Genomic DNA, 16,426 nt, shown 5'->3' with positions numbered 1-16,426 from the left:
TCTTGTTGCTCGTACGAATTACAGTTGTTGTCTTTATCGTTTTGCTGCCGGGTCTGGTCGCAGCCGAAGCCATCCCGCGTGGCGGGCCTAATGACAATCGCGTGCGCTTGGCCACCTATCAAGAAGGTCAGGTCTATCGCCTCAATGTCTCGCTGACCCATGTGACCACCATCGAGTTTGGCGAGGGCGAAAGCATCCGCTCGATCATCGCCGGCGACACGGAAGGCTTCGAAATCGACGGCGTGCCGGGCGGGCAGGCCTTCGCGATCAAGCCCGTTGCCCGCGGCGTTCATACCAATGTGACCGTCTATACCAACCGCCGCAGCTACTACTTCAACGTCCAGGAGACCCGCAGCCCGACCTTCTACGTGGTCCAGTTCCGCTATCCTGAAGACAATGCGCGTCCCACGCGTGCCATCGCGGCCCAAGCGCCGAACTACAACTACGGTGCCAGCGCGCGCACCGAGTTCACCCCGACCCGCGTCTGGGATGACGGGACCTTCACGTATTTCGAATTCCCGCGGAACGCGCCGGTGCCCGCGATCTTTCGCTACGCGAATGGCCGCGAACGGACGGTCAACACGCAAGCCACCGAGGATGGCGTGATCCGGGTTTCCGGGGTGAACAGGCAATGGGTGCTGCGGATCGGGGAAGAGGTGGTCTGTATCGAGGCCACACCACCTGCGGGGGTCGGATCATGAGCGACACCGGAAACGCGGACCTGGAGAAACGTCTCGCTGCTCTAGAACAAGGCAAAGGCGCAAGTTCGCCCCCTGCCCCACGGCGCTCACCGCTGCTCGCTTTGGTCGTCGTCCTCGTGATCGGTGCCGGCGGTGCATTGCTCTATCTCCTGTCCCAACCCGAGGAAGAAGAAGCCCTGCCCACGGCCACGCCAGACGTGTTCCAGAACGAAGGCGACGGGTTCGGCGCCATCGAAACCCTTCCCCCACCGGAGCCCGAAGTCGTTTTGGTCGCGCCGGAACCGGTGGAACCGAATGCCGAGCTTCTGGCGCAGCTCGCCGCCCTTCAGGCCCAGATCGAGGAGTTGCGCAACGCGCCCGAACCGGTGGTCGAAGAAGATACCGCTGCCGCCGAAGCCATCGATGCACTAACCGCCCAGATCGCGGCGCTGCAGTCCGCCTCGGAAGCCGCGCAACAGCAGTTTCGCGATGAGCTCACGGCGCGCGACCGCGAGCTGGAGCAACTCCGCATGGACCTCGAACTTGCGCAACTCGAAGCCAATCGCCCGCTTCCGGCACCCATCGGCCCCACTGAGGACGAATTGCGCGCTCGGGAAGAAGAACGGCTGCGTCGCGAGCAGGAAGCAAGACGGCTCGCGGAACTTGAACGCCGCGCGGCTGAAGAACGTGCGTTTCAGGAGCGCCGCATCACCTCGCCCACCATCGCCTTTGGCGGCACGTCCGGTGCGAATGAGACGGCGCTGACCGAGCGCACCTTTGGCGAAGTGACGGATTTCGTGCTGAACGGCGCGCTGCCCACGTCCGTGTCGCAAGCCGAGGTCATCGCCAATCCGTCCAACACCATCATCCAGGGCACGATGATCCAGGCCGTCATGGAGACCGCCCTCGACAGTTCCCTGCCCGGCCAGACCCGGGCCGTCGTGTCCGAAGATGTGTTCAGTTTCGATGGCGCGCGCCTCCTGATCCCGCGCGGATCCCGCCTGATCGGGCGATATCGTTCCGGCGTTGATATCGCGCAGCGCCGCGTCACCATCGCCTGGGACCGGATCATCCTGCCTGACAATCAGACGATCCAGATCAGCTCCTTCGGCGGTGATGAGTTGGGCCGCTCGGGCGTGACCGGCTTTGTCGATACCCGCTTCGATGAGCGTTTCGGCTCGGCGGCGTTGATTTCACTGATTTCGGCAGCCCCAAGCGCCGCCGCCGCAAATGTTCAGGAAGAGACCGCCGCGGATGTGCTCGAAGACGTGGGTGATGATCTTGCCGATGCCACGGACAGCGTGATTGGCGACTATCTCTCCATCGGCCCCGTCATCTATGTCGACCAAGGGGCCCGCGTCACGGTGATGGTCGACCGCGATCTGGAGATTTTCTGAGCCCATGTCGCTGAGCTATCTCCAGACCTCGCTTGATCGGATCGACGCCGCCGCCCGCAACGATGTCATCGAGATCTGCATCAACCCCGACGGGACCTGTTGGGGAGAATTCCAGGGCGATCATTTCATGCGGCAGCTGGACCAGAAGCTGACCGCAACCGAAGTGAAGGACCTCGGCAACCAGATCGCCTCTTCCGCCAACACCACGATGAGTAAGGATCGCCCGATCGTCTCGGTCTCGATCACCTACAAGGGCCGACCGATCCGAGCGCAGGTCATCACCCCGCCTGCCGTGCTCTCGGCCATGTCGATCAGCCTGCGGTTTTTTTCGAGCCTGCCGCTCGGCGGGATCGCGCTCGATTTCCTGTATGGCAAGGAGCGCAAACTCGAAGAACTCCGCCTCGAGAAAACCCGGGAACTGCGGGAGGTGGTCGCTGCGGGCGTCATCGACGATGCGCTGGCGTTCTGCGTCGACAACAAGCTCAACATGATCGTCTCGGGCGGCACCTCCACCGGCAAGACCGTCGCCGCGCGCAAGATCCTCGCTCATGTGCCTGCCGAAGAACGCATCGTCACCATCGAAGAAGCCGCCGAGCTTCTGCCGACCCAGCCGAATGCCGTGACCCTGATCGCCAACCGCGACGCGGAATTCCAGACAGCCGATGTTCTGCTCACTGCCACGCTGCGCATGCGCCCCGACCGGATCATCCTCGGCGAGGTGCGGGGCAAGGAGGCAATGACCTTTCTAGAAGCCATCAACACCGGCCATGGGGGGTCCATGACCACGCTACACGCCGAAACCCCGCAATTGGCCGTACAGCGGCTCGCGATCGCGGCCCTCAAAACAGAGATCCCCATGACCTATGCCGACATGATCCAGTACATCGAGAATTCCATCGATGTGATCATCCAGGCCGGTCGCCACGACGGCAGGCGCGGCATCACCGAATTCTACCTCCCCGGCGCCAATGAGATCGGAGCTTCCCAATGAGGACCTTTGAATATGACATCTTGTTTTTCCAGGTGAAGAAGCAAAAGGACTACGACGCGATGCGAAGCGCCTTGAATGAGCGCGGCGCAGAGGGATGGGAAGTCATTACAGCTGAAGCAGGTGACTACGGCTATACCACGTTCTTGAAGCGTGAATCTTTGGCGACGAAGGTGGCTTCAGAATGATGCGGGTCGTTGCGTCAGCAGGCCTGCTCATCGCTCTCTGCACAACCGCCGGCGTCGCTGAACGGAACCTGATCCCAACGCTCGATAACCAGCCAGATGTCTGTCCCGACCAGCCTCCAGAGCCGCAGTGGATGCAAAACATAGATGTGCGCGAGTCCCACAAACGGCTCCTGATCCAACAGATTTATCGGGCTGAGAGCATGCGACGCATCGTTGAAGCCCAAAGCTGTGAATGTCCAACGCGGTATCCGACTTGGGAGGCAGCTGAAGGCGTCTACTTCGAGCATTTCGCCGCATCTGAATACTGGGACATCGTGGAAGCGACGTCCACGTACCGACGCCAGGCCAATGAGCTTCGGCGCGAAGCCATGCCAATCTGCGAAGCTGCTGGAAACTGGTAGGGTTCCATGAGCGTCGTCACCTACTTCGTGGAAACGGCTGAAGGCTATCTTAATACCGCTGCCGAGACGCAATTCGGAGCGGTCGCCGCAACAGTCGGAACGATACTCGTACTCGGCACTACGCTCGTTGTCATTCTGGTTTTCGTCAACACGATCTACCAGTATCGCGCCATGGACGGGCGCACGGCCTTCTGGCTCGCTGTGAAGATCGGACTGATAGGCGCATTTGCAACCAACTGGGTTCAGTTCAACATCCTTGCTGCGGCGATCCTAAATGGGATCGACAGCATTGCAGGATCGCTTGTGGCCTCGGTCGGCGGCGGATCACCCGGACCGTCTGGCACCTTCGCAGAGGAGTTCGATGACCTGATCGCGGCACTCGGGGACTATTTGAATGCCGCGGGGTCTGAACTGAACTGGATGGCAGGTGCCCTGCTAGACACTCTTGGGGTTTTGCTGCTCTCGATCCTCGGTGGCTTGGCGGCGTTTATCGTCGTTGCGTCCAGGCTCATGATCGCTCTGCTGATCGGTATCGCGCCGGTCATGATTTTCCTGACCCTCTTCGACGTGACCAAGGAATATTTCGCGCGCTGGCTTTCGGCGCTGATTTCCTTTGCGATGTACCCCATCGTTGTTGCCGGCGTATTTGCGACCATCACGGGTGTCTCGCGTGCGCTTCTTGCTGAACTGGGCGACCCGGAAGGCGCCTCCAACATCGGCGCGCTCATTCCGTTCTTCATGATGGTGCTGATGGCAAAGGGATTCATCATAGCTACGCCATTCCTGGTTCGAGCGATTTCCGGAAACATCATGATGCCGGCACTCTCGGCCGGCTTCGGCGGTAGCTATGCCTTTGCCCAAGGGCTCGCTGGCAGCCAACAAGTCTACAACCGGTACGCCATCGGAGGTGCGACTGGCGCGGAATACGCAGCACTTCGCGCGCGACAATTCTTCGGCGTGCAAGCCTTGCCGAGCCGACCCAATACTGCGGGCGGGGCAACCGCATCCCCCGCCGGCGACGGGACCGGAACCGGCGCCCGAATGCTGGCGCAGCTTTCAAGGTTGGGGCGCCTCGGCAGGCGGTGACGACCTTTGCGGACAACTAGCCTTTGTTTCATTCGCTGCGGCGCAGCCTTTCAAAGCTGCCGTTCGTCACACACAGGCCGAGCTCGCGACGCCGATTCCTTCTATGTCCGGCTCCCTTGCTCTACCTCAACTTCTCACGCAAGAAGTCGATCGCAACGCGCACTTTGCTGGGCAGGTAGCTGCGCGAGGGATACAGGGCCCAGGCCGCTGTATCGAATTCCGTTGCTGTGCAATCGGTGTCCGGAAAAAGGTCCACAAGCGTTCCTCGCGCGATATCATCGTTGATCAACCAATCGGCCAGCAAGGCTGGGCCGAGGCCATTGAGCGCGGCCTGTCGAAGCGACAAGGCATTCGCGATGATCAGGTTTCCTGACACCGGGACGTCCGTCGGCGCGTCCCCACCGGACCGAAAGCGCCAGCGGGTTCGAAATTCTGGCAGTGCGAATCGCAGGCAGTTATGGGCCTGCAGGTCCTCTGGTTTCGACAGGGGCCCGGAGCGGGAAAGATACTCTGGCGATGCAATGACCCGATAAACCGTGCCCATCAGCTTTGTACTGACAAGGTCGCCGGACGGGGACGGAGCGAGCCGGATCGCAAGATCGATCGCGTTTGCCGTAAGGTCGAGGTTAGCGTCGCTTGGCAGGATTTCGAGCGCGATATCGGGATAGAGCGCCTGAAAGTCTGAAAGGTGCGGCACGATGCATTTGTGCGCAAAGGCGACCGAGGCGGTCAGGCGCAAGGTGCCCGATGGTCGGCGGGAGACTTCGCGGGCGGCGTCTTGGGCCTGATCCAGCTCGTCCAACAAAGGTCGTAGCCGACTGAGATAGATTTTGCCCTCTTCGGTAGCGGACAATGAACGAGTGGAGCGCCGAAACAGCCGCAGACCCAATCTGGCCTCGACAGCCGCCACTGTCCGCGAGACCGAGGACGGATCGACGGACAGAACACGGGATGCCGCGGCGAAGCTTCCCTGCTCTGCTACGAGCGAGACAATCTTGAGGTCGTTGATATTCATTAATGCATATTTTGCACGATTGCTGTTCGCACGGAAGACTTTTTCAACTTTTTTCGCACGAGTAATTGTTCTCCATCAAACCAACTCATGGAGAGCACTCATGGAAATCCAAGACTCAATCGTTCTTGTCACGGGCGCCAATCGCGGCGTCGGACAGGAATATGTGGCTCAACTGATCAAGACCGGGGCTGCGAAAGTCTACGCCTGTGCGCGCAATCCGGACAGCCTTGGCGCCACGGTTGCCCTCGACCCGGGCCGCGTTGTCCCGCTTCAGCTTGATGTCACGGATTCTGGTTCCGTTGAGGCTGCTGCACAAGCGGCAGGCGATGTCAATTTGCTCATCAACAACGCGGGCTCCCTGACATTTGGCGGTGCTCTTGAGGCGACCGATGCCGGGTTGGCCACGGATATGGCGGTCAACAACGACGGCTTGCGCCGCATGACACAAGCCTTCACGCCGATCATCGAGGCCAATGGCGGTGGGGCTGTGGTCAACATGCTGACGCTTCTGTCATTCGTCAGTGCGCCGGGCTTTGCGGGCTACAACGCATCGAAGGCAGCGGCATGGTCGATGGCCATGTCCTTGCGTGCCTATCTGCGGCCCAAAGGCATCCAGATCATAAACGCGTTTCCTGCTGGCATCGACACCGACATGCTCGCGGGCGTCGACGCCCCCAAGGACAGCCCCGAGGCCGTCGTGCGCGATGTTCTGGCCGCCGTCGTCGCGGGCCATGAGGACGTCTACCCGGCATCCGCAGCGGATGTCTTCGATGCTTGGCGCACCGATCAGAAATCTGTCGAGGCCGCCTTTGGAGAGATGATGTGATGACCGTCGGAACAGAAGACGGGACTATGACCCGGATCAGGAACAACACAGTCGTAGTCACCGGTGCGAGCCGAGGCATTGGCGAGGCTGCGGCGCGGTATTTTGCGAAAGCGGGTGCGAAGGTCGTTCTGTCCGCGCGGAACGAGGCGCGCATCCGCGATATCGCAGAAGACATCGCGGCGAAGGGCGGCATAGCGCTGGCGATACGTTGTGATGTCAGCCAAGCGGCAGATGTCGAGCGGCTGATGACCGAAGTGCGTGCAAGAACCGGCGCGATCGACGTGCTTGTCAACAACGCGGGCACGATTGACCCGATTGCGAGACTTGCAGACAGCGACCCGCAGGCGTGGGGGCAAATCGTGGATGTGAACCTCAAGGGCGTCTATCACGGCCTGCGCTACGCCATCCCTTGGATGGTCGAGTCCGGTGGCGGCACGATCCTCAACATCAGTTCCGGGGCGGCGACAAGCGCCCTTGAAGGGTGGAGCCACTATTGCGCCACCAAGGCGGCTGTCCTGTCGCTCACGCGTGTCGCGCACAAGGAGTATGGCCCTCAAGGTGTCCGGGTCATCGGGCTGAGCCCCGGCACGGTCGCAACTGACATGCAGGTATCGATACGCACCTCTGGCATCAACCCGGTAAGCCAGCTTGATCCTAATGTGCATATCCCACCGGAATGGGTGGCCAAAGCCTTGCTCTGGCTATGTGGACCCGACGCCGACCCACATCTTGGGACCGACTTCTCTATCAAGACAAATGAAGGGCGAGCCGCTGTAGGCCTCGCCTTGGCCGATTGACCTTGGGCCAAAGCAAATCTCTGAGGGAGACAGAAATGAAAATGATGATCAAAAGACCCGCAGCAATTCTGGCGGGCGCCATCTTCGGTTTCTCCGCCTCGTTCGCCGCAGCCGACGAAAGCAACGTCTCGACACCGGCCTACTTGCTGGCCAACCTCTACGTCGAAGACTTCGAGACTTACACCAGCGACTATGCCAACCACCTTGGCCCCTTGCTGGCCGATGTCGGCGCGGAAGTGTTGGTTGTCGCGCCTGCAGTCACAAAGCTCGAGGGCGACAACGGCGCGAACCTGACGATCGTTGTTCGCTTTCCCAGCATGGACGCGGCCGAGATGTACTTCAGCACGGACAACTACTCTGCTCTACGCCCTGCACGGATCGCGACAACAGATGGGGACGTCTCCACGCTTGTCCTGGCACCGGGGTTCAACCCTCAGTCCGATTGATCAAAGAGAAAACCGCCATGTCGAACTTTTGGCATGGCGGTCAAACACATTGTGCATTTTTCGGCCCATAGCTGCCTTTCATGTAAAATGTCGATGCCGCAACGCAGCTTCACCAAAGCGGACTTTGGCTGAGAGCGCTCATCGCCGCTCAGAAGCTCTCGGAGCGTATGCAAGAATTGTAGCGTTCTAGGTGATCACTCAAATCGGCATGGCTGGCAAAGAAAGAGTCCAAAATCTCAGACAGAATTTCTGGGGTTTCGTTCGCGTTGCAGCGTTGGTCGCCAGAGGACAAGTCCATTACACCCTGTCCTTCTATACAGACTGGCCATCTGGGATGCGTGCATGCGGTTTCAAGCCCGATGACCTGCCATTCTCGCACTTCGGTAATCACGGCTCCCGAAAGATTTGCACCTTCAAAAGAGACGTTTTCGAAAATCAAGTTCTCGTCAACTGAACCAAAGCGAGCAAAGGCCAGATTTGTGCCCTTGAACTGCACATTGCGGAGTACTGTCTGATCAAGGTTGCTGCCCCGCATCCGAGCGTCTGAAAAGTCAACATTAACATGTTTACCCTGGTCGAAGTTGGCGCGATCCAAATCAGCACTTTCGAAAGAAACATTGCGGAGAGATGCTAACTCAAAACTAGCATCTGACAAAATTGAGCCGTCGAAACAACTGTCTTGAATCTGGCTTTCTTCAGCAATCATTCTTGGCCATGTGACGTTTGCAAAGCTGCTAGATGAAATTGAAACTCGCTTAGCCAAGTCATTCGTTAGTATGCTATCAGAAGCCGATGTACCGCCTACGCGCGAGATCACCTCGTCGTCCAGAAGTGCGCGAGAAACACGTGACGAAAGAAAAGCTCCTGCTAAGTCACCCTGGCTACTACGATAGTCTGCCAAATCAATCATCCGGGTCGGCACAACGCTTGGCGACAAATCCAAAACCAGCAGACCTCGCACGCGATCGGGCACCGATTGTAGTTTGACTTGGTTGCATCTACCAAAATCAACGAGTCCGGACACTTCCGGTCCTACCGCCTGCCGTTGCGGAGTTGGTAAACGTGAAAAGAACAAACTTGCACGGGCCTCAGCTCGAGGAGTCGAAGCACCATCTTGTTCTAAAGTGTCAAAGGTCTCCAAATAAAGAGTCTCAAGCGCCTGATCTTGGATGGTTTGAATCTGCTCGGCGAAAAGCTTATTCTGTTCTAAGAGTAAGTAAGTTCCGACCGTGGCTGCAAATGTGGCCATTAAACCGATTACTAGTCCCACTAGGGATCGAAGGCCCATCGTAAAGATGAACGCGGAAGCAAACTCTTCGAGTGTACTCCGAACATGCTTGCGTACCCGAGCTCCGTAGATATTCTTTTGTCGAGTGGATTGGCTCTGGAAGGCACGAGCTGACAGGTCGCCTATATCGAAGATGCGGCTTAGCACTGTCTCCAGTCGCGTTCGAGCGACTGACCTGCCCCCAAGAAACTGGGCCATTCAAAAGGAGAGTTTGTTCTCGTAACGTTCGAAGCAACGAGGAGAACAAAGAATGCGTAAATCACGTTTCACGGAAGAACAGATTGTCCGGATTTTGCAGGAATATACGGCCGGGGCGAAGGTCGCGGAGCTGTGTCGCAAGCATGGCATGTCGGATGCGACGCTCTACAAGTGGAAGAGCCGGTATGGGGGCATGCAGGTTTCCGAACTGCGCCGCCTGAAAGATCTGGAAGCCGAGAACGCTGAACTCAAGCGGCTTCTGGCGGATGCCATGCTCGACAATTCGGGTCTGAAAGGGCTGCTGGCAAAAAACTCCTGACGCCTGCACACCGCCGGGATGCCGTGAAGACGCTGATGGCGGATCATCAGTTCACGGAGCGGCGGGCGTGCAGGCTGGTCGGGATTTCGCGGTCGAGCCTGGCCTATCGGGCACGGCCAGACCGCCATGTGCGACTTCGAGAACGCCTGATCACTCTTTCAGGCAAACACAGGAGGTATGGTTATCGCATGCTGCATGCCAAGCTTGTCCGCGAGGACTTCAAGGTGAACGTGAAGGTCGTCGAGCGCCTCTATCGGGAGGAGCGCCTATGGCTGCGCCGGACGAAGCGCAAGAAGATCCCGCGCGAGGCGCGTGAGGGCAGTTGGTGCCCGATCGCTGCCAACCAGCGTTGGTCGCTCGACTTCACCAGCGATGCGTTGGCCAATGGCCGGAAGTTCCGCACCGCCAATCTCAAGGACGATTGCACCCGCGAATGCCCGGTGATCGAGGTGGACTTTTCTCTGCCTGGTGAGCGGGTTGTGGAAATGCTGGAGCGGGTTGCCCGGGAGCGAGGATACCCCGATATCCTGGTCGTTGATAACGGCCCGGAACTTCGTGGTCGGGCCATGGACAGATGGGCCGATGATCACGGCGTGCAGCTGTATTTCATCGACCCGGGGAAACCTACGCAGAATGCTTACATCGAGAGCTTCAACGGGCGGTTCCGCGAGGAATGCCTGAACCAGCACTGGTTCACGAGCATCGGTGAAGCCCGAGAGATTATCGAAGAATGGAGGGCCGATTACAATACGGAACGCCCGCACAGCAGCTTGAAGTATCAGACGCCGGAGGAGTTCGCCGCAGCGCGGCCCTTCGACAAAACGCAATGGGCACCGACGCTTGAGCTACCTGATGGCTCCGCGCCTGCGCCCATTGCTCACGCAGCCGAATGATGGCACACAAAAGGGGAACAGGCTCTTCTCACAAGTGGCCCTGAGAAAAGGGGCAGGTCACGACGCCAAAGATTTGTTCGCTCAAACGTGCGCGAAAAGCGTATACCAAGGCGATTAGAGCCAGCAATATTAGGATCAAGCCACCAGCCTGATAAACCGTATCAATCAGCGCTCGTAGCGCATGTTTCCAACCAATGGTGCTGACCACCGGTCCAACCCACAAGCCAAGACAAAAAACGATGAGAACTACTAGGGAGGATCGCAGAAACTTCAATTGGACGCTCGATATGGGAACTTTCAAAACTTCCGACGACACTAGATGACTTGCCTGACTATACCAAGTAACATCAAAGGCTCGTAATCCACGCTCCTTAAATGTTTGCTCCCTAAATGCTTACAGTGGACCTCAGCAGTCGGCCCATTCTCGACCTTGGAAACCTAGTCGGGATGCTGCGACCGCAGCCCGCATAGCGGACGTTCGCAACAGGCGCAAAACTCGCAGTGTATGCGACTATGATCAATTTCTCTTGGCACTTGTTTGAAAGTCGCCATCAATTTGAGGAACTTCTTTCTCCAACTTTCGAAGGATTGCTTCGCCTACTCCGGGACCCTTGAAATGAATCCCGAGCTCAGATGTTTGATCCTCATCACTCACCGTGGCAGAAGCCCAATTGAGGCTCGTGACAACTGCATTGTCTTTATCCCAAATCAGGTACTTACCGTGGATGGGCGTACGCTTCTTTTGCGGATCCAAATGCACAAATTTCACACCCTTTGGCTCGTACTGTTTTCGAAGTGCGGTTACGTCGCTTCGAAACTGCGGTTTTCGGATCATGCTGTAGATCACGCGCATGTCTTCAACGTTTTTGGCTGCATTGGCGGCCGCCACTAGCATCGCTTGCTCGGCGGTAGAACCAAATCTGTGTGAGCCAATAATCAGACGTTTCTTTGCCTCTGTGGCAGCTCTTCGAATTATTGCTGCATGTTCATTCGCAAGTACGAGTTTAAGCTTTACACCCACGTTTTCAGTAGAAAGAGAGGTAGATACCGTGGCGTCACCCCAGCGGTTCAACGATCCAAAAAATGACACAAGATCGTTAGAGAGTTTCGCCCCTTGCGAAGTTCGCCGAAACACCGCAGCGACTTGGGCAACGAAAGCCGGATGCCTAATGATGTATGAAAATTCAACTGCGTTGAAGGGGGTTGAGAGCCAATTGCAGGATCCAAGGATAGCAACGTAGCTACCCATGCCATCGTCAGCGATCAAAAATTTTGTGTGGGAAGTGATGGAATCCTTATGGATTTTTATGAGTTTCGAGTAACGGGATGAGGCAGCCCGCATCGAGAGCTCTTGTGCTCTGGCGCCGTGCTTGGCAGCGTCATCGCCGGCCGCCCCATAGACCAAGTCGACGCTGACACCGCGCTCGGCGGCACGTTCAAGTGTAGGCCAAAGTTTGTCAACGTTGCCGGTGTCGATGAAAGTTGAAAGAACTACTATTCTTTCGGTCGCAGCATTAACAACCTTTTCAAAGAGTGCCTGTTGGCTGCTGCCGCCGACGACCAAGTCATCCACATTCCATGACACCGTCAGTTCAGGAAAATCCATACTGTCGGGCTTGTCGCGTGGCAGAGATTTTACGTCATTGCCCTTGCGACGGGCGTTGACGATCTTGGCTATTGCCTTTGCATCTTTTTCCGGAAGGTTTGGTAGCGTTTCATGGCGAACCTCAACAAAGCCCTCCCTAACGTCTATCGAATTTGTATCTACCGACCGAACAGCTTCGTTTGGTCTTAGCCTCACAGTTTCAGTCAACCGATCAAAAATCGTGTCGTAGTGGCCTCTAGTGTCCAATCTACTTGTCGGGGGAACAAGCAACCCACCTTCTAGTCGGCTGTCCTTCAACGGCACAAAGCGAACGTCGCTTGTACGAACTATACTATCGATTAACGGCAAAAATACTGTGTTGATGGGTCTGGGGCGAATTTCCTCTTCGACCCTTGGTTCTGTCCCTGAGGCGATAATGTCTGCCCCGAGTCCAGTCGCGCGAAAACGACCGACTTCATTCTCGATCAAGAGTTCCACAAGGCCAGCGCGCATCAAGCGCGACATGGTTGCGGTCAATACGTGTCCATTGACCGACAACTGACTACTCAGTTCGTGCATTGAAGACGGTACACGTATGAGTTTCAGGAGGACCGCTTCGTGCACAACCGTCCAGCGTTGTTGCCGAGCCACAAACGCCCTGAAACGCCACCTAACTGCAGGTAAGAAAACAGTCTGCATTATCCAAATTTTCCCGGTTCTAGAATACGAACTCCGCCGTTCAATACTTTATCTCTGTCACGCAGCTCGTTTACCAAGTCCCGAACAAATGCCCATTTAGGATTATCTCCTTTCGGATTTATTCCTTTCGAAGCGAGGTCCATGAAGGTCAAGCTGCTCACGATAACCAGCTTGTGTTTGGCGCGGCTGATCGCAACGTTCATCCGTCGACGGTCTCGAAGAAAACCGAGACCGCCTCCACCTACTCGGGCATTGTTACGAACTAAGCTCAGGAGAACGACATCAGCTTCACTTCCCTGAAAGGCATCTACAGTCCCTACAAACCCCAAATCGTCCCGAACCGGTCGAAAGCCCTTCGGCCCTCCGCTATTGGGATATTCAATGAGTAGTCGTTGACTAATCAATTCCACCTGACCTCTGTATGGTGAAAGTACTGCCAACGATGGCAATTTCCCGTCTAGAGCGCCTCCTTCGAGGCATTTGACCGCCCGAATTACTTCATCGGCTTCACTTGGATTGGACAGCGACTTGCCCTGACGCTTCTCGTAGTTTTCTATGCGATCCGTGCTCTGCAGGCTAGGGAAGTCGATGACAACTATCGGTTCCGAAGGGAAATTAACGCTGGTTTTGACGGGTATCTCTCGGGCTCCAGTCGACGTAGCCGTTTTGAGATGTCCACCATAAAACACGTTAGATACAATCTCTGCTATTGCAGGGTTCATTCTACGTTGTTCAGTGAGAGTAACAGAAATCCGCCCGTGTTTTGTGCCCTTTTGCCCGATAGCCCTTTCGTCCTCCTCAACCATCGTTCGAAACGGTTCTAGCAACCGATTTGCTCGACTGATTGTTGCCTGGAAACGCTCATCATCATCAAGAAGTGCCCGTAAGAGTGGCAAAATCTGGTCTGTATCGGTAGAGAAACTCAATCTGTCTTCGGCCATCCCCAGCAGCTTCTTTGCAACCGTTGGCTCAAAGCGTCGCGCTATTTCTTCAGCTTTGTGCGGAGGAAGCTGATTGTGGTCACCAATCAAAATCTTTCTTGGAGCGAGCGGCAGCGCGCCTGCCAACTCTGGCCCTAGCGCCCGTGCGGCCTCTTCGACGATCAACCAGTCAAATTCTTCTGCGTCTTCTGCGAAATCACTGATCGTCAAAGAATTTAATCCTGCGACCACTACGTTCGCCGACTGCAGAATTAGATCTCCAATTCGTGAAACCGCTGGGTGTCGTGCGTTTCCAGCCGTTTCGGTAGATTCTAGCGTCTCCTTTAGAGACAGCTGAAACTTTCTAAAACTACGAGTCTGGAGCGCTTCGCTCTTACACAACCTCGACAGAACATTTTGAGCTTCATGGTCTAGGTCCGCGAAGCGCTCGTCGTCATTTCCAATTCTAATTATTGTAGCATCGTCAGGAATCACCGTTCTAAGCTCGTCTTGAATATTCTTCAGTGCTTCATGACCTTGAGCGGTAACGAGTATTCGCGCATCGGGTTTGCTTTTTAGTATCTGCTTGATCGCCCGAGACACGAGAAAAGTCTTTCCCACTCCTGGCGGGCCAACCACATATACGTAAGGTTCCGTATTGGCGATTAGGTCCAAGGCGCGACGTTTTGGTTCATCAAGATCGCTGTCAGGCTCACCTTCCAGTTCGCTCGCGGATCGTGTCCGCCGAGCTAGCCACGGGTCATCAAATCCAACCGTAACGTCGGTTCGCCCTTCAAGCAGTAGGATATTTCTTAAGCGTCTTCGAACTTGGCTCTCAGTTCTAATGTCACGCGGGGGTTTGAGGAAGAGCTTGCCAGTCGGAATTTCATGACAATCAAAAAAATGAATCTGTTCACCACTTGGAGCGAAATCAGAATGAGTAAAATCAATATCAATGTCTGCTAAACCACTCCAACCGAGTTTTGGAGAATTTGACAAACGCCAAGGAGTGTCGTCGGCGCTATCCAATAGGTCTCCGAGACGCTCCGAGTCCGGCCGCAAGCCCACTTGCTCGACCAAAGTTTGGTGCTCATCATCATCTACAAGTTGAAGCGCAACGCATTGACCGTCAGACGCGTCTTCAACGACCGCCACTGGAAAGGCATCCAGAGTAGAAGCAACTGCTTCAATCACCTCGATGGAAAGGAGCGCGTCTAAAACATTAGCTGATGGTAGTTCGTCTTCGTCTGGGGGACGCGAATATTGATCCCACTCGATGGCCGAGGGCCCAAGCTTTCTCGATAAATCAAGGGCTTCTTTCCTATTCGGAACCACAACAATTGGAGAGTCAAGATCTCTGGGCTCGGCAGCTCCTGTACCCCTACCATCATTCGGAATAAGCGCCCGTAGATATCCAATGCGCCAATCCGGAGCATGTCGAAGTGGTTCCACTACATACCGAAAAGAACTTGTTACAATTTCGCATTGTTGACTTTGCCCCCCGTCGAACCGAGGAGCAACCCGAACGTCAGACTGCAAATCAGCCTGAAGCCACTCGCAGTGATCTGAGAAGTTGTCGGGGTCAATTGCAGTGCCAAGATGCTCAATCAGCTTGGGTCCCAAAGTCGCTGGGTTTGGCATCAATATCAGCTGCCCTTGCCGCCCACTTTCTAAACGGAGGAGATCCAAAACAACTGTTTCGATTTCTCGTGCCACGGTTTTGGCGTCCAGCGGTTGATTGGGCCGCGGCACTGTCAACAACCTCAAGACCCGTTGTTCTTTGGAAGTCAAATTCGAAATGGCCGTGTCTGATTGTTCTGAACCAAGCAAATCCGCCGCGATCTTTCCAAGTTGGGCCCAATCGGCCCGAAACGAGAACGTTTTGGTTGGCCGCCGTGTCGATCTTATTGCTCGAGATTGGTCGTCCGCATTTAGTCGGACACTCCACTCAAATCCTCCAAGCCTAAAATCTGGCTCATCTCCACCTTCTGAAAATATGCAGTCCTGAGACAAATCGCCATGCACGATCGCCTGATCATGAAGAATTCCCAAAGCCCGAACTAGACGGGAAATGTTACGCCATACAAGAATTCTTTGCCGCCCGATTGGACTCTCGCGAGAACGTCGCCCCTTTCCCCTCTCCGAGATTGGATCGCCACGAGCCGCCAAAACGAGCGCAAACTCTTCGTCGTCTTCCAACTCTTCCAAAACATCGACAATTAGGTCACTCGCATCTCTGTACCGCGTCAAACGGCGCACCTGCCGCATTTCGTATCGCCACAGTGACCGCAATTCGTCGTCGATGTCAGTTCCGGTCTTCCGCCAAGTTCTTAGTAGACGTTCAGCATGCCCATTCGTTTTATCGTAGACCCTCCAAAGGGTACCCTTCAGGGTAGGTTCGTCACCAATCGAGACTGCAGATTCATCAAATTCAAAGCGATCACTAATCGAACTACTCAATACCAACTTCCTTGCTCTGAATTTCGCCGCAATCCCGTTGCTGCTTCTTCAGTCTGTTCCGCTCGACTTACGGTTGCAAGTCATTGTTGGTCCGAAACGGATTTATGACACGAGGCACGCAATTTTCTGTGGGGGTGCTAGCGGCCATGAGCTACCGCAATTACGAACGACACTTCCAATCCAACTCTTACTCACCAAATGAATGTCCGCTTCGATGGTACGAGATCGGGTTGATGCCAA

The 16,426-nt window shown here is 55.9% G+C and carries 14 protein-coding genes; 10 read left to right on the top strand and 4 right to left on the bottom strand.

Going from position 1 to position 16,426, the window contains the following annotated elements; translation table 11 throughout:
- The first annotated feature begins 5 nt into the window (after positions 1-5).
- The 6 genes from IF204_RS18240 to IF204_RS18215 are packed head-to-tail and all read left to right on the top strand — an operon-like array spanning position 6 to position 4,740.
- On the top strand, positions 6-701 hold the full coding sequence (locus IF204_RS18240) for a TrbG/VirB9 family P-type conjugative transfer protein (RefSeq protein WP_407658948.1): 696 nt from the start codon (positions 6-8) through the stop codon (positions 699-701).
- Positions 698-2,077: a TrbI/VirB10 family protein gene (locus IF204_RS18235; RefSeq protein ID WP_103911542.1), complete on the top strand. Its 1,380-nt coding sequence runs from the start codon at positions 698-700 to the stop codon at positions 2,075-2,077. Before IF204_RS18240 ends, IF204_RS18235 begins: the two co-directional genes overlap by 4 nt.
- 4 nt (positions 2,078-2,081) lie before the next feature.
- Positions 2,082-3,068, top strand: coding sequence for an ATPase, T2SS/T4P/T4SS family (locus tag IF204_RS18230; protein ID WP_194098534.1), 987 nt, complete (start codon positions 2,082-2,084; stop codon positions 3,066-3,068).
- Entirely contained in the window at positions 3,065-3,253 is a 189-nt protein-coding gene (locus tag IF204_RS18225) for a hypothetical protein (protein WP_194098533.1), read from the top strand. The genes IF204_RS18230 and IF204_RS18225 overlap by 4 nt, the downstream gene beginning before the upstream one ends.
- Entirely contained in the window at positions 3,250-3,654 is a 405-nt protein-coding gene (locus IF204_RS18220; RefSeq protein ID WP_194098532.1) for a hypothetical protein, read from the top strand. Before IF204_RS18225 ends, IF204_RS18220 begins: the two co-directional genes overlap by 4 nt.
- A gap of 6 nt (positions 3,655-3,660) precedes the next feature.
- Complete coding sequence (locus IF204_RS18215; RefSeq protein WP_194098531.1) at positions 3,661-4,740, top strand: type IV secretion system protein; 1,080 nt, start codon at positions 3,661-3,663, stop codon at positions 4,738-4,740.
- A gap of 121 nt (positions 4,741-4,861) precedes the next feature.
- On the opposite strand, the gene IF204_RS18210 is transcribed toward IF204_RS18215, so the two are convergent.
- A complete protein-coding gene (locus tag IF204_RS18210) occupies positions 4,862-5,755 on the bottom strand; it encodes a LysR family transcriptional regulator (protein ID WP_194098530.1) in 894 nt (297 codons plus the stop codon).
- 100 nt (positions 5,756-5,855) lie between these two features.
- Here IF204_RS18210 and IF204_RS18205 point away from each other — a divergent pair, with 100 nt between their 5' ends.
- Genes IF204_RS18205 through IF204_RS18195 form a run of 3 tightly spaced genes read left to right on the top strand, consistent with a single transcriptional unit; the run spans position 5,856 to position 7,824 of the window.
- Positions 5,856-6,581, top strand: coding sequence for an SDR family NAD(P)-dependent oxidoreductase (locus IF204_RS18205; protein WP_194098529.1), 726 nt, complete (start codon positions 5,856-5,858; stop codon positions 6,579-6,581).
- A 26-nt stretch (positions 6,582-6,607) separates the two neighbouring features.
- Entirely contained in the window at positions 6,608-7,378 is a 771-nt protein-coding gene (locus tag IF204_RS18200; protein ID WP_194098596.1) for an SDR family oxidoreductase, read from the top strand.
- Between the two features lie 35 nt (positions 7,379-7,413).
- A complete protein-coding gene (locus IF204_RS18195; protein WP_194098528.1) occupies positions 7,414-7,824 on the top strand; it encodes a DUF1330 domain-containing protein in 411 nt (136 codons plus the stop codon).
- A 148-nt stretch (positions 7,825-7,972) separates the two neighbouring features.
- Here the strand turns inward: IF204_RS18195 and IF204_RS18190 are convergent, their stop codons facing one another.
- A complete protein-coding gene (locus IF204_RS18190; protein WP_194098527.1) occupies positions 7,973-9,073 on the bottom strand; it encodes a pentapeptide repeat-containing protein in 1,101 nt (366 codons plus the stop codon).
- Between the two features lie 289 nt (positions 9,074-9,362).
- On the opposite strand from IF204_RS18190, the gene IF204_RS18185 reads away from it, so the two are divergent.
- A protein-coding gene (locus IF204_RS18185; protein ID WP_194093722.1) for an IS3 family transposase occupies positions 9,363-10,522 on the top strand; the annotation gives its coding sequence in 2 pieces (ribosomal slippage) (positions 9,363-9,615 and positions 9,615-10,522; 1,161 coding nt in all).
- A 517-nt stretch (positions 10,523-11,039) separates the two neighbouring features.
- Here IF204_RS18185 and IF204_RS18180 read toward each other — a convergent pair.
- On the bottom strand, positions 11,040-12,644 hold the full coding sequence (locus IF204_RS18180; protein ID WP_194098526.1) for a phospholipase D-like domain-containing protein: 1,605 nt from the start codon (positions 12,642-12,644) through the stop codon (positions 11,040-11,042).
- A gap of 161 nt (positions 12,645-12,805) precedes the next feature.
- Positions 12,806-16,186 (bottom strand): DEAD/DEAH box helicase, encoded by a 3,381-nt coding sequence (locus tag IF204_RS18175; protein WP_194098525.1) that lies wholly within the window; start codon positions 16,184-16,186, stop codon positions 12,806-12,808.
- Between the last annotated feature and the right edge of the window lie 240 nt (positions 16,187-16,426).

The organism is Marivivens aquimaris (assembly GCF_015220045.1).
Classification (GTDB): Bacteria; Pseudomonadota; Alphaproteobacteria; order Rhodobacterales; family Rhodobacteraceae; genus Marivivens; species Marivivens aquimaris.
This window is presented reverse-complemented; position numbering and strand designations above follow the sequence as displayed.

Coding starts and splice junctions, on each gene's coding strand:
- IF204_RS18235 (WP_103911542.1), top strand. CDS start 698: ATGAGCGACACCGGAAACGCGGACCTGGAGAAACGTCTCGCTGCTCTA.
- IF204_RS18230 (WP_194098534.1), top strand. CDS start 2,082: ATGTCGCTGAGCTATCTCCAGACCTCGCTTGATCGGATCGACGCCGCC.
- IF204_RS18225 (WP_194098533.1), top strand. CDS start 3,065: ATGAGGACCTTTGAATATGACATCTTGTTTTTCCAGGTGAAGAAGCAA.
- IF204_RS18220 (WP_194098532.1), top strand. CDS start 3,250: ATGATGCGGGTCGTTGCGTCAGCAGGCCTGCTCATCGCTCTCTGCACA.
- IF204_RS18215 (WP_194098531.1), top strand. CDS start 3,661: ATGAGCGTCGTCACCTACTTCGTGGAAACGGCTGAAGGCTATCTTAAT.
- IF204_RS18210 (WP_194098530.1), bottom strand. CDS start 5,755: ATGAATATCAACGACCTCAAGATTGTCTCGCTCGTAGCAGAGCAGGGA.
- IF204_RS18205 (WP_194098529.1), top strand. CDS start 5,856: ATGGAAATCCAAGACTCAATCGTTCTTGTCACGGGCGCCAATCGCGGC.
- IF204_RS18200 (WP_194098596.1), top strand. CDS start 6,608: ATGACCCGGATCAGGAACAACACAGTCGTAGTCACCGGTGCGAGCCGA.
- IF204_RS18195 (WP_194098528.1), top strand. CDS start 7,414: ATGAAAATGATGATCAAAAGACCCGCAGCAATTCTGGCGGGCGCCATC.
- IF204_RS18190 (WP_194098527.1), bottom strand. CDS start 9,073: ATGGCCACATTTGCAGCCACGGTCGGAACTTACTTACTCTTAGAACAG.